11 protein-coding genes are annotated in these 12948 nt (G+C 42.5%); 7 read left to right on the forward strand and 4 right to left on the reverse strand.

Going from position 1 to position 12948, the window contains the following annotated elements; all coding sequences use genetic code 11:
* Positions 1-3 precede the first annotated feature (3 nt).
* The 4 genes from CHJ_RS16420 to CHJ_RS16435 are packed head-to-tail and all read left to right on the forward strand — an operon-like array spanning position 4 to position 4518.
* On the forward strand, positions 4-1470 hold the full coding sequence (locus tag CHJ_RS16420) for a fructuronate reductase (protein ID WP_317918315.1): 1467 nt from the start codon (positions 4-6) through the stop codon (positions 1468-1470).
* A gap of 10 nt (positions 1471-1480) precedes the next feature.
* Positions 1481-2887: a glucuronate isomerase gene (uxaC, locus tag CHJ_RS16425; RefSeq protein WP_317918316.1), complete on the forward strand. Its 1407-nt coding sequence runs from the start codon at positions 1481-1483 to the stop codon at positions 2885-2887.
* Between the two features lie 10 nt (positions 2888-2897).
* Entirely contained in the window at positions 2898-3857 is a 960-nt protein-coding gene (locus tag CHJ_RS16430) for a sugar kinase (protein WP_317918317.1), read from the forward strand.
* Positions 3858-3891: 34 nt separating this feature from the next.
* A complete protein-coding gene (locus CHJ_RS16435; protein WP_317918318.1) occupies positions 3892-4518 on the forward strand; it encodes a bifunctional 4-hydroxy-2-oxoglutarate aldolase/2-dehydro-3-deoxy-phosphogluconate aldolase in 627 nt (208 codons plus the stop codon).
* Between the two features lie 149 nt (positions 4519-4667).
* On the opposite strand, the gene CHJ_RS16440 is transcribed toward CHJ_RS16435, so the two are convergent.
* A complete protein-coding gene (locus CHJ_RS16440) occupies positions 4668-5879 on the reverse strand; it encodes an EAL and HDOD domain-containing protein (RefSeq protein ID WP_171752247.1) in 1212 nt (403 codons plus the stop codon).
* Between the two features lie 152 nt (positions 5880-6031).
* Entirely contained in the window at positions 6032-6937 is a 906-nt protein-coding gene (locus CHJ_RS16445) for a DnaJ C-terminal domain-containing protein (protein ID WP_317918319.1), read from the reverse strand.
* A gap of 292 nt (positions 6938-7229) precedes the next feature.
* Between CHJ_RS16445 and CHJ_RS16450 the strand changes: the two genes are divergently transcribed.
* Positions 7230-7829 carry a TetR/AcrR family transcriptional regulator gene (locus CHJ_RS16450; protein ID WP_317918320.1) on the forward strand — a complete coding sequence of 200 codons (600 nt, stop codon included), beginning with the start codon at positions 7230-7232 and terminating at the stop codon, positions 7827-7829.
* Positions 7830-7947: 118 nt separating this feature from the next.
* On the opposite strand, the gene argF is transcribed toward CHJ_RS16450, so the two are convergent.
* Positions 7948-9033, reverse strand: a complete 1086-nt coding sequence (gene argF / locus CHJ_RS16455) for an ornithine carbamoyltransferase (RefSeq protein ID WP_317918321.1) — start codon at positions 9031-9033, stop codon at positions 7948-7950.
* Between the two features lie 261 nt (positions 9034-9294).
* On the opposite strand from argF, the gene aguA reads away from it, so the two are divergent.
* Positions 9295-10392 carry an agmatine deiminase gene (aguA, locus tag CHJ_RS16460; RefSeq protein ID WP_317918322.1) on the forward strand — a complete coding sequence of 366 codons (1098 nt, stop codon included), beginning with the start codon at positions 9295-9297 and terminating at the stop codon, positions 10390-10392.
* A 55-nt stretch (positions 10393-10447) separates the two neighbouring features.
* Positions 10448-11839 (forward strand): APC family permease, encoded by a 1392-nt coding sequence (locus tag CHJ_RS16465; protein ID WP_171752251.1) that lies wholly within the window; start codon positions 10448-10450, stop codon positions 11837-11839.
* A 94-nt stretch (positions 11840-11933) separates the two neighbouring features.
* Here CHJ_RS16465 and CHJ_RS16470 read toward each other — a convergent pair whose 3' ends face one another.
* On the reverse strand, positions 11934-12860 hold the full coding sequence (locus CHJ_RS16470; RefSeq protein ID WP_317918323.1) for a LysR substrate-binding domain-containing protein: 927 nt from the start codon (positions 12858-12860) through the stop codon (positions 11934-11936).
* Positions 12861-12948: the final 88 nt, after the last annotated feature.

Consider the following 12948-nt stretch of genomic DNA (forward strand, 5'->3'; position numbering starts at 1 on the left):
AAGATGACAAACACTATTTCAAATACTGAGCTGAATACCAGCATTGCGACACCAACCTATCCACGCTCTCGTCTACATTCGAAGATAGTCCACCTTGGCTTTGGTGCATTTCACCGAGCTCATCAGGGACTATTTACCGATGAAATTGCTCGTACATCTGACAGCGATTGGGGCTATTGCGAAGTCAACCTATTTGGTGGTGAAACGCTAATCGAGCAGCTAAGAGCTCAAGATCACCTATATACTGTGGCAGAAAAAGGGGCAGAAAAGACGGAGTTGAAAGTAATTGGTTCTGTGTGCGAATCATTGCATCCGGCCTTAGATGGCAAGCAAGCGATCCTAGAAAAAATGGCTGAACCTCAAGTCGCTATTGTCTCAATGACCATCACTGAAAAAGGGTACTGCTCAGATGCCAGCACAGGCTTGCTAGACAAAACCAATCCACTGATCATTCATGATCTTGCTAATCCAACTGAACCAGATTCTGCGATAGGCTACATCGTTCAAGCACTTCGTATACGTCGCGAACGAGGCTTAGCTCCCTTTACAGTGATGTCTTGCGACAATGTGCAAGAAAATGGTCATGTGGCTCGTGCCGCGGTCATGGGTTATGTTCAACAACTCGATAATGAGCTTGCAAGTTGGATTGAAACGAATGTTACCTTCCCCTGTACGATGGTTGATCGCATCGTACCTGCAGCAACACCTGAGACATTAAACGAGATTGAACAACAGTTAGGCGTTGCCGACCCATGTGGCATTGCTTGCGAACCTTTTCGCCAGTGGGTAATTGAGGATAAATTTGTCGCAGGACGACCAGAATGGAATTTAGCAGGTGCTGAATTTGTTGAAGACGTCATTCCTTTTGAAGAGATGAAGCTACGTATGCTCAACGGCAGCCACTCATTCTTGGCTTATTTAGGTTATTTAGGCGGGTATGATCATATCTCTGACACCATGACTAACCCTGCCTATAAAGCAGCAGCATTCCATCTAATGTTGAATGAACAGGCCACAACATTGACCATGCCTGAAGGGACAAATTTAAAAGCCTATGCAGAACTTCTTATTGATCGTTTTAGCAACCCTAGCTTGAAACATCAAACATGGCAGATCGCCATGGATGGTAGTCAAAAACTGCCTCCTCGCATGCTGGGCTCTGCTCAATGGCATTGCACTCAGGGAAGTGACTTTTCTCACCTTGCTCTGGGGATTGCTGGCTGGATGCGCTATGTGTCTGCGGTTAATGAAACAGGCCAAGCTATCGATGTTAGAGACCCTCTAGCCAAGTCACTAAAAGCCATATGCGACCAGCATGGCCATACTGTCAGCGTGGTTAAAGCTTTACTATCCATTGAAACGATTTTCTCAGCAGAATTAGCAAACAACAGCACATTTGTTACCGCGGTAGAAAATGCCTATAGCACTTTAATAAATAAAGGTGCTAAACAAGCCGTTGAGTCACTATAAGGAGAGCAGCATGAAAGAGTTTATGTGTGACGACTTTTTGCTAAGCACAGAAACAGCAAAGCATCTTTATCACCAATACGCTAAGAATCAGCCGATATTTGATTATCACTGCCATTTAAACCCTCAAGAAATTGCCGAAAATCGTCAATTTGAAAATCTGGGTCAAATTTGGTTAGAAGGCGATCACTATAAATGGCGTGGTATGCGATCTGCGGGCATTAAAGAGCAACTCATTACAGGTGCTAGCTCAGACTATGATAAATATTTAGCATGGGCGAAAACTGTCCCTCAATGTCTTGGCAATCCTCTTTATCACTGGACTCATTTGGAGCTTCGTCGTCCGTTTGGGATCGCTGATCAATTGTTTTCACCATCAACAGCAGAAATGATTTGGCATCAATGCAACGAAAAACTGGCAACCCCTGATTTTCGTGCTCGTGGCATTATGCAGCAGATGAACGTGCGCATGGCAGGGACAACGGATGACCCTATCGATTCATTGGAACATCATGCGGCTATCGCAAATGATGACAGTTTTGATATCGATGTCTTACCGAGTTGGCGCCCAGATAAAGCCTTTAAAATTGAACTGGATGGCTTTACTGACTATATGCAGGCTCTCGGAAAAGCAGCGGATATCAACATTGTTCGTTTTAATGACCTGTTGCAGGCGTTGTCTAACCGATTGGATCATTTTGATGCCCATGGTTGTCGTGCCGCAGATCATGGTATTGAGATTGTTCGATTCGCAGCAGTTCCGTCAGAAAACCAACTCGATAATCTATTAACCAAACGGTTAAACGGCCAGCATCTAGATGAAACGGAAGTAGCACAATTTAGCAGCGCTGTTCAGGTGTGGTTAGGGCAGCAATATCATCGTCTTGGCTGGGTCATGCAGTTGCACATTGGCGCGCAGCGAAATAACAATACCAGAATGTTCAAATTACTCGGCGCTGATGCAGGTTTTGATTCCATCGCAGACAGAGCCTTTGCACTTCCGTTATCTTCACTGCTTGATGAGATGGATAAAAGCGACCAATTACCGAAAACCATTCTTTACTGTCTAAACCCTAGAGACAACGAAATGATGGCGACCATGATTGGTAACTTTCAAGGTGGTGGCGTAGCAGGAAAAATTCAATTTGGTTCAGGTTGGTGGTTTAACGATCAAAAAGATGGCATGCAACGGCACATGCAGCAACTAGCGCAACTAGGCTTACTTAGCCAGTTCGTAGGTATGTTAACCGACTCACGCAGCTTCCTTTCCTATACACGTCACGAGTATTTCCGAAGAATACTGTGCGAGATGGTGGGTCAATGGGTAGAAAATGGCGAAGCACCAGATGACATGTCATTACTTGGTCCTATGGTAGAGAACATTAGTTTTGGTAATGCTCAGCGTTACTTCCAAAAGTAGGCACAGTGATATGAAAAAAATCGCGATTATTGGCGAATGTATGATTGAGCTCAACGGCAAACCATTTGCTGAGATGAGGCAAACATTTGGAGGTGACACGCTTAACTCAGCCATTTACCTCGCTCGAAGTGCGAGTCAACATATAGAGGTAAACTACGTTACTGCCATGGGGACAGACCCTTTAAGTAAAGGGATTATTCAACGCTGGCATGATGAAAATATCAATACTCAATGGGTACTAAGCGACCCTACTCGCCAGCCGGGACTCTATCTTATTCAATTAGATGATTCAGGGGAGAGAACCTTCTTATACTGGCGAGATCAGTCAGCTGCCCGCTATATGATGCAACAGCCTAACTTTGAAGCACTCATAGCTCAGCTTCACAATGTCGACATGGTGTATTTAAGTGGTATCAGTTTAGCCATTCTACCTAAAGCAGATCGTCAACGACTGCTAGATATACTCGAAACCTTAAGCATGCAAGGGGTTGAGATAGCGTTTGATAGTAACTATCGACCCGCCTTGTGGCCTAATGACGACATGCAAACAGTACAAAGTTGCTACCAAAGAGTCCTCTCATTTTGCTCTCTCGCCCTAGTTACTTTTGATGATGAACAGGTTGTATGGAAGGACAGTTCAACTCATGAATGTCTATCTAGGCTTGCAAAAGCGGGAGTTAAGCAGGCGGTAATCAAACTAGGAAAAGAGGGTTGTCTTTATCAGAATTTTTCCACCATGGATAGTGCGCTCTTGGTGGAAACAACACCAGTGGTCAATGTCGTCGATACCACTTCAGCCGGTGACTCTTTTAATGCTGGCTTTTTAAGTGGTTACTTACTTGACCTTCCAGCAGAGCGAAGTTGTCAACGCGGTAATCTATTAGCAGGTGCCGTTATTCAACACCAAGGGGCTATCGTTGCTCAGCACGCGACAACCCCAGTTACTAGTACATTCAATACATTAGACTGATCCTTCAGTCATCACTTATTTTAGAGGAAGCAACATGAACAGAACCACAGAAAAGCTGAAGGAACTGAAAGTCATTCCCGTGATTGCGATTGACCGTGCAGAAGATATTATTCCTTTAGGAAAGGCACTAGCAGAAAATGGCTTACCTGCTGCAGAAATTACCTTTCGTTCAAATGCGGCAGTAGCAGCAATCCGGTTACTTAGCGAAAGCCAACCAGACATGCTGATTGGTGCAGGTACCGTACTCAACCGTGAGCAAGCACTTGCCGCTAAAGAAGCGGGAGCCACATTCGTCGTCTCCCCCGGTTTTAACCCAAATACTGTGAAAGCGTGCCAAGAAATAGGTATTGAGATTATCCCCGGCATCAATAATCCTTCTGGCGTAGAGGCAGCACTAGAAATGGGATTAACTACTGTTAAGTTTTTTCCTGCTGAAGCTTCAGGTGGCATCGCCATGGTGAAGTCTCTTCTTGCCCCATACACCGATATTCAAATCATGCCAACCGGTGGTATAAACGCCAACAATATTAACGACTATTTGGCCATTCCTCGAGTCATTGCTTGTGGCGGTACTTGGATGGTTGATAAAAAGTTAATCAATGAAGGTAACTGGGACGAAATTGGTCGACTAACACGTGAAGCTGCGAATTTGGTATTGTAAAAATACAACTGTCAGATTTCATATTATAAAAAGCCACCCAATAACAGGTGGCTTTGAAGTCCGTTCTTATAAGTGAGCTTAATTTTATTATTCATCCGAATTGCATTTAGAGCTCATCATCTTCCCTATCTAAACTCAAAACAAACAGCCTAGCGAAACTCACCAAATAGCTCTTCAACCCAAACCATAGAATCTTCATAAAACTGAGCAGTAATGGAGGGAATAACCCCTAACTTTTCCGTTAACACATCCACCTGATCCCACTCTGCTTTATCGTAGGCAATCACTAATGTCAGTATTTCACCCAATACTCCAGAGTGCTCCAGCAGTCCGAGCTTTATCTCTTTCTCAATAGGGATAGCATCGATAACATCATCCAAAGGCTGATCGAGTAACGAGTCCAGCAAGGAAAATAGTCCCATCAAAAAAGCTTGGCTTTTATGATTTCTACTAACCGTTTCACTCAACAGTTCACAAAACTTGGCTCTTTGTAACGACAAACTATAAAGAGAGTCTGGCTTATCATTTTTAACGGTAGATATCGCCACCAAAGAGACGAATTTCTTCAGTTTATCTTTACCTAAATAGGCCAATGCTTGGCGGAACGATTTAATCTCCGAGGAGATAGAACTAGTAGAGTTGACGTAACGAAGTAACTTGTATGAGAGAGTCACATCAACCGTGATCAGTTTCTCAACCTCGTCATAATCCACTTCATCTTGAGCTATCGCTTTACATAAATGAACAATGGTTAAAAAAGAGGGCTGAATCGCCTTGGTCTGAATCATCTCAGGTTTGCGAAAGAAGTAGCCTTGAAAATAGTGAAAACCCGCCTGCCGAGCATTAACAAACTCTTCATAGGTTTCGACTTTCTCTGCCAAAAACTTAATTTTACTTTTTTGTAGTCGCCGTATCAGCGGGGCAATTTTAGCAATTGGAAGAACACGTAGATCAAACCGAATTAGGTTAATATAGGGCAAGAAGTCTATCCACTCTTTGCTGGGAATAAAATTGTCCAAAGCAATTTTATAACCCCGCTCTGAAAGTTCCTTTACCGCATCGAGTAACTCTTCTGTTGGAGGACAGTCCGATAGGATATCTATCATTAACGCATTTTTAGGGAACAAGGCAGGCAGTCGATTAAGTATACTTTGATAGGGAAAGTTAACGGATCCAAGTTTATTATCTAAGACCGCATTGCTGCCACTAAGAAAATAATTGGAGAGCAGCAACTTGGTTGCATACTCAGCGTCCACCTCAGGAAATGAATTTCGAGGGCCATCTCTATACAGCAATTCATAGCCTACGGTTTTTCTATCCCGATTCATTATTGGTTGACGAGCAAAGTATGAGTTTTTCAAGTTGACTGCGTCCCTATTTATTAACAAGTAATCATTATCATCATACGCTTATCTTTTCATAAAAGAATAGCAAGGTTATGACATAACAATATTTCATTGCTTTTTAATAAGTTACTACATAAAGCAACTTACCCTGTTGTCGAGGTAGTTCTTCAAACAAACGTCTCTTGTAACTGCTCTAACAATGTTCTCTGTTTATCACTTAGCTGAGTAGGGGTAACCACCTTTATTTTGATTAACAGATCCCCTGTTTCACCTTTTCGGCTGGTCACGCCTTTTCCTGAGACCTTAAACTTGCGTCCGGTTTGTGTTCCAGCCGGAATTTTAAGTTTAAAACGATTATCTAACGCCTGAACATCGATCTGTCCACCGAGTGCCGCGGTAGCAACATTAATCTCTGTATGGCAAATTAAATCATTCTCATCACGCTCTAAATACGCATGAGTTCGAACAACAATTTTGATGAACATACTACCCGCAGGGCCACCGTTTCTACCTGGACCACCCTTACCTGAAAAGCGAATTTTCTCGCCATCTTTAATGCCTTTAGGGATTTTGACATTGATCTTTTTCTGCTCACCATTTATAGGTAATTCAACCACCTTTTCGGCGCCTTGAATCGCATCAATAAAATCGACCGTCACAGAGAACTCGACATCTTGACCTTTTTGTGGTCGTGCTTGACGTCCTCTACCCTGCGAAAACATATCATCAAAACCACCAAAGCCTGAGCCGCCAAACCCTTGCCCACGTTGTCTAAATGCGTCACCAAATATATCTTCAAAACCGCCGCCAAATCCTTGTGAACGACCTTGTCCACCAAAACCGGAATTTTCAAATCCGGCGTGACCAAACTGATCGTATTGACGACGTTTTTCAGTATCTGTCAGAACTTCATAGGCTTCTTTTACTTCTTTAAAGTTTGCTTCCGCCGTTGCATCACCCGGGTTTTTATCTGGATGGTATTTCATCGCCAATTTTTTGTAGGCTTTTTTAATCTCTTTTTCTGAGGCATCTTTGGAGACACCGAGCACGCTGTAAAAGTCGCGTTTAGACATGCAAATACCTCACACACTATAAACTGATATCAGAGCACTATTTTTGCCCCGCATTTTGCAGTAGAAGTGTATGGATTTATCTTGATAACACAACTATTAGTTTCAGCAATCTTATCGCGGTACTTGTTCCCTACTTCTGCTCAGTGTTACTGAACCTTGCCGTAGATTGACGATAGTTTCACATTCGAGTTCTGTTCAGAAGCAAATAAACTCTCGCTAAACAAGCATCTAGAGGTCACTTAGGAACAGAATGTGATACATTAAACCATCTCATTCCAATTGACTCTTCCGTATGAAAACGTCAAAACAAGACAAAATTGATAAAATAAAAGAGACATTTATTCAAGTTGGTCAAAGAAAAGAGCTCACAGAAATATCGATTTATGATATTGCTTTCGAAGGAAAAATGTCACCTTCGACCATTTATCATTACTTTCCTAACATGAATGCGCTCATACTGAATTATTTAGATGATATTTTTGACAATTTTACGCGAATCGTAAAAACCTGTGCGAATGACATTAAGGTCACACACTGGAAAGATTTGAATCGCCAAATACAGACGTCACTATCAGATTATTGTGATGAAAATATATTGGTTATGAAGATTCTTTATACCTATCACTCTTATCATTCTGTCCGGGAAATGATAGTCGAAAAGGATAACAGTTTAGGAGAAGAGATCGAGAAACTCTATCGTCAGTACTTTAATTTACCCCCAATTCCAAAGCATTTTAATATTTTTGTGATTGCTCTCGAAGCAAGCGATAGCGTGTACTTTTCACGAAACGCAGGGCTTGAAAACGAATCGATCAATAAAGAGGCCATTATCGTTGCCGAGTCCTACCTGTCTCACTACCTACCGGACTATCTTGAGTTGCTAGAACAATAAAAAAGGGCATATAAAATGCCCAAAGGTCGAATTGTAATCGTTAAATAAGTTTCACTTTATGTTGTGAAACAATCACCAAGTTGGGCATTGTTCTGCTTATTTAACAAAATGAAAAACTCTATTTAAGCCTTGTATCCAAGAATTGGCGTAGTTGCCCTTCCGTATACTGACTCAACGTACTATCCGCTTTACGTAACCTTGGATAAAGTAGCCAAGTCAACAAACCACGCTGTGTATGAAGACGGTTTTCTGCCTCCTGAAACACAATCGATCGTGTTGGGTGGTCCATCACTTCACTGGTGATTTCAACATCACGGTTGGCAGGCAAACAGTGCAATGCTTTGCAGTGATCCGGAGCGTTATTCAGCATAGACATATTTAGCTGATAGCGAGGCATAAACGCTTCCATACGATCCTCTTCTTCGTCTTCATAACCATAGTAGGTCCAAACATCAGGAATAATATAATCCGCGTCCTTGATCGCGTCTTCAACGTCGTCTGTCACCACTAACGTGCCGCCAGTTACTTCCATCTTATCTCGAATTTTTTTCTGCTCTTGCTCAGACATGGAATAGCGCTTAGGTGATGCCACGGTATATCGTAATCCGAGTGTCGCGCACATATGCCCAGTCTCTTTGCTCATGATCCCGGTATCTTCACGAGAATCACCAACGAAAACAACATGCATATCTTTTAGCTCTTTACCTTCGGGAAGATGTTCAATCATGGTAAAGAAATCACAAATACCTTGAGTTGGGTGGTTGTAATACGTCATCGCATTAAACACTGGTACGGTAGCGTGTTCAGCTAGATTTAATAAGGTTTCATGTTCTTTACTTCTAAACATGATCCCGTGACACATGCTTGACAATATCTTGGCCGTATCTTTAATCGCTTCGTGAGAACCAAAATGAATTTCACCCGGTTTCAAATACAGTGCATGTCCTCCCAAATCAGTCATTGCTGTCTCAAACGACACTCGAGTACGGGTTGATGGCTCTTCAAAAATCATCGCTAACGATGTGCCTTTTAGTATTTGAGGTACCGCCCCTTGCATATCCGCTTCTTTCAACATTCGAATCGTTTCGAACAGATCCAGCATTTGTTGTTTTTCCAGATCAATCGTATCAAGCAGATGAGTTACTGGTCCTGTGGTTCTGGTCTTGGCATGCATATCAATTTCCTTAACTATTTTTTTAAGCATTTATCGTTCACCAAAATGTTAAGTGTGGCTGATACAAAAAAACCGATACTGTTTCAAATATCGACGTTCTACGCTTCACACAACCGTTAAATGTGAATAATCGCACACAAGTACACCAGCAGAAGCCATGCCGATCGATAAACAATACAGATCACAGTTTTACCCACTATTTGGCGCTGTAGTAATAGGGCAAAAATTAACCCATAACGAGTAAGGTAAAAGCACAGCTTAACTACTCAGTTGTCAAAAAGAAGGTGAAATATGTCTAGAAAACTTAACTCAGTTCCTCAGCTAGATGGCTATAGAATGCCCGGTGAACATGAGCCACAAGAAGCAATTTGGATTGCATGGCCAGAGCGAACTGACAGTTGGCAATGGGGGGCAAAACCGGCTCAAAGTGCCTTCGTTGAAGTAGCAACAGCCATTGCCCAAGAGACGCCCGTGAATATGGTTGTCTCCTATAATCAATATGAAAATGCTCGACAGCAACTGCCCGCTGACATCCGACTTGTAGAGATGACGACTAATGATTCCTGGATGCGAGATATGGGACCAACCTATGTAACAAACAACAATGGTTCTCGACGTGGTATCGACTGGGAGTTCAACGCTTGGGGTGGCTTGTTGGATGGTCTTTACTTCCCTTGGGATGCTGATGACGCCGTGGCGAGCAAAGTGACTGAATTTCACAATGATGACAGATACCGAGCACCACTTGTGCTTGAGGGTGGCTCTATTCATGTTGATGGAGAAGGGACGGTATTTACCACCGAAGAGTGTCTACTCGATCCAAGTCGTAATCCAGACCTAAGCAAACAAGACATAGAGACCCACCTCAAACAGTATCTCAATGCGAGCAAGGTCATTTGGTTACCTCGTGGTTTGTACAACGACATAGATACTAATGGCCATATTGATAATCTTATTCATATTGCTCGCCCCGGAGAAGTGGTACTCTCATGGACAGAAGACAAAAACGACCCACAATACGAAATTTCTCAAGAGGCGTTTAAAATCCTTGATAACGAAACCGATGCCAAAGGCCGTAAGTTAAAAATATACAAGTTGGACATACCAGGCCCACTGTACATCACAGAAGCAGAAGCCGATGGTTTTGATGTGTGTGAAGGCATGGAGCGAAGTGCTGGAGAAAGATTAGCAGGCAGTTATGCTAATTTCCTTATTACTAACAATCTCATTGTTTATCCTCTACTTGATGCTGAAAAAGATCCGATAGCAGAAAATACTCTAAAAGAGATATTTCCCGAGCATAAATTGATTGGTGTAAATGCGCGAAACATTCTTCTGGGAGGAGGAAATATTCACTGCATTACTCAACAGGTTCCTGCTATTAAATAATTGCGTTGCACTGCCAATTATTATTCGTTTGGCAGTGTAAACCGAGGTACTTACTATGGAAAATAAAACAAAACTTGGCCTGTCCAGCATCATCTTTTTCGTCCTGTCGGGTCTTATTGGTATTGATGGATTAGCACCGGCAGCGAGTGTAGGCCCATCTGTTTTTGGTTGGTGGTTACTTATCATCCTTTTGTTCGTCATCCCTTATGTTTTTATTGTATGCGAACTTAGTTCAGCGTTCCCCGGAGAAGGTGGAATTTATGAATGGACATTGCGTGGCATGGGTTCAAAAAATGCTGCCCGAGTAAGTTGGTATTATTGGATAAACGTTCCCTTCTGGATACCTTCTGTTTACTTAATTTGTGGTGGCATGCTATCTGAGCTTTTCTGGCCTGATATGAGTATTTGGGGAATGATAGCGATTGCTATCGTCATGGTTTGGGCAACGGTTTTTGTTGCCAATGCATCAATGGACACAGGAAAACTTGTTAACACCATTGGCGGCATTTCAAAAGTAGCCATCATGATTGCATTTGCGGTTGGTGGATACATGCTGATCGGCAATGGTAGCGAGCCTGCTGTAGAACTGACGCTAGAAACCATGAAACCGTCAATGGGAGCATCTTTTATTTATGCACCCACATTGATCTATATGTTTTTAGGGGTAGAAACGGTTGCCTGCTTGGGATCCAACATTAAAAATCCCGAGCGTAACTTACCTCTAGGCATATTAATCGCCATTGCCATTATTGTGGTTCTATACTGGTTTGCAACGTCATCAATGATATTAGCAATCCCGCAAGAAGACTTATCGTTAGTTGGTGGGCTAGTACAAACATTACAAATACTATTTGGTCACACTGGCATAGGTAATGTCGTCACGATTACTCTATCACTATTGGCAGTGTTGGGGCTGTTTACCTATATCATCCCTTGGATTATGGCCGCTTCTCGAGCGGCAGTTGAAGCGGCTAACGCACAGGAAATGCCAGCAATATTCGCAGTAACAAACAAAAATGGTTCACCATTTGGTTCCAACATACTTACCGGTGTAATTTCCACTGCCGCGTTAATCATCTACGGCTTTATGGCGGGAAGTGCGGATGATCTATTTTGGTCACTGTTTGCCTTCGCTAACTTCTTACTGTTTATTACTTACTTTTTCTTCTTTATCTCATTTGTTCGCTTAAGAACATTAGAGCCAGAAGCAAAAAGACCGTTTAAAATTCCGGGAGGAAAAGGAGTTGCCTACATCGTAGCCATTATACCCGCGATTTTGCTTCTGTTTGCCTGCTTGCTTTTTGTATTCCCAGACATTCTAACTGGCGTAATAGATTGGCAGTACTCTAGCCCCACTCTTATTGCCATTGTGCTTGCTTTGGTATTAATAGAAATGAGCATTAATAAGCTAAGAAAAGCTCAAGGTGAAGCAATACAAGCCGAGTAATCAAGTCAGATATACCAGCCTCGCTGGTATATCTTTTTTTTAGAGCCCCAGCCGTCGTCTCCGTTCGCTCAGATTTGCCAAAATTACCATCATTTTAGACAGGTGTCCTACAGCTTTCCCATGGTCTTGGTTCTAGCACTTGTTTTAGTAGATCTATAAACCCAGACACTCTGGCAGAACGCTCTTTCTCCGGGCTACTGAGCAGAGCCACTATATCGGCATCGGGAAGGTGATAGTCATCGAGTAATCTAACCAACTCACCGCTGTTTATCTGCGGTAATACGTCCCATTCTGAACGCATAACAATGCCTAAGCCGTCTTTAGCCCACTCTTTTATTACACGGCCTTCATTGCATGCCAATACAGGGTTAATTCGAACCAGATCCTGCTTATCATTGTTATCATTAACAAAAGACCATAGAGTCACATCTTCGTTGTTTTCGCGAAGAGCCAAGCAGTCATGATTGAGCAGTTGCTGGGGAGAGCTAGGGTTACCTCGTTTATTAATATAGTCCGGTGAGGCGCAAATAAAGCGTCTGTTTTTGGCCAGCGTGATCATTTTAAGTGACGAGTCTTTTAGAGCACCGATATAGATCACCACATCCCATTTATGATGATTCGACCACGATGGTTTATCTGATAACTCCAGTTCAACTTTAAGTTGTGGATGCTGCTGCTTGTACTGAGCTAATAAGGGCGCAACATAATCATTACCAAACCCTAGTGGTGCTAACACCCTTAATGTTCCACAGATATGCTGTTTTCTCTCATCCAACTGCTCTTGGAGGTTATCCAACTCCTCTAATATAGGCCTGCCGCGTTCCAGCAACATATGCCCTTCTTCTGTTAGCACCACCGTCCGGGATGGCCTCTGGATAAGAGTCACCGACAACTTTTTCTCTATATGCTTAACTCTAAGGGTCACCGATGGGGGAGTTATATTCAATGCTCGCGCAACATCAGCCAATGTTTTGTGGCTGGCAATGGTTGCGATAAAGCGCAAATCGTCCGTATTAATCATTAAGGTAAAACCTAATCAATAAGTAAATTTAAATTAATATAATGCATAACCAAGTTATTAGATACTTGAGTAAATATAATCCAACGAC

Source organism: Vibrio sp. MACH09 (genome assembly GCF_033238805.1).
In the GTDB taxonomy this organism is placed as follows: Bacteria; Pseudomonadota; Gammaproteobacteria; order Enterobacterales; family Vibrionaceae; genus Vibrio.

Bases quoted from the DNA above. Each gene is read 5' to 3' on its own strand.
- CHJ_RS16420 (WP_317918315.1), top strand. From the start codon at position 4: ATGACAAACACTATTTCAAATACTGAGCTGAATACCAGCATTGCGACA.
- uxaC (WP_317918316.1), top strand. From the start codon at position 1,481: ATGAAAGAGTTTATGTGTGACGACTTTTTGCTAAGCACAGAAACAGCA.
- CHJ_RS16430 (WP_317918317.1), top strand. From the start codon at position 2,898: ATGAAAAAAATCGCGATTATTGGCGAATGTATGATTGAGCTCAACGGC.
- CHJ_RS16435 (WP_317918318.1), top strand. From the start codon at position 3,892: ATGAACAGAACCACAGAAAAGCTGAAGGAACTGAAAGTCATTCCCGTG.
- CHJ_RS16445 (WP_317918319.1), bottom strand. From the start codon at position 6,937: ATGTCTAAACGCGACTTTTACAGCGTGCTCGGTGTCTCCAAAGATGCC.
- CHJ_RS16450 (WP_317918320.1), top strand. From the start codon at position 7,230: ATGAAAACGTCAAAACAAGACAAAATTGATAAAATAAAAGAGACATTT.
- argF (WP_317918321.1), bottom strand. From the start codon at position 9,033: ATGCTTAAAAAAATAGTTAAGGAAATTGATATGCATGCCAAGACCAGA.
- aguA (WP_317918322.1), top strand. From the start codon at position 9,295: ATGTCTAGAAAACTTAACTCAGTTCCTCAGCTAGATGGCTATAGAATG.
- CHJ_RS16465 (WP_171752251.1), top strand. From the start codon at position 10,448: ATGGAAAATAAAACAAAACTTGGCCTGTCCAGCATCATCTTTTTCGTC.
- CHJ_RS16470 (WP_317918323.1), bottom strand. From the start codon at position 12,860: ATGATTAATACGGACGATTTGCGCTTTATCGCAACCATTGCCAGCCAC.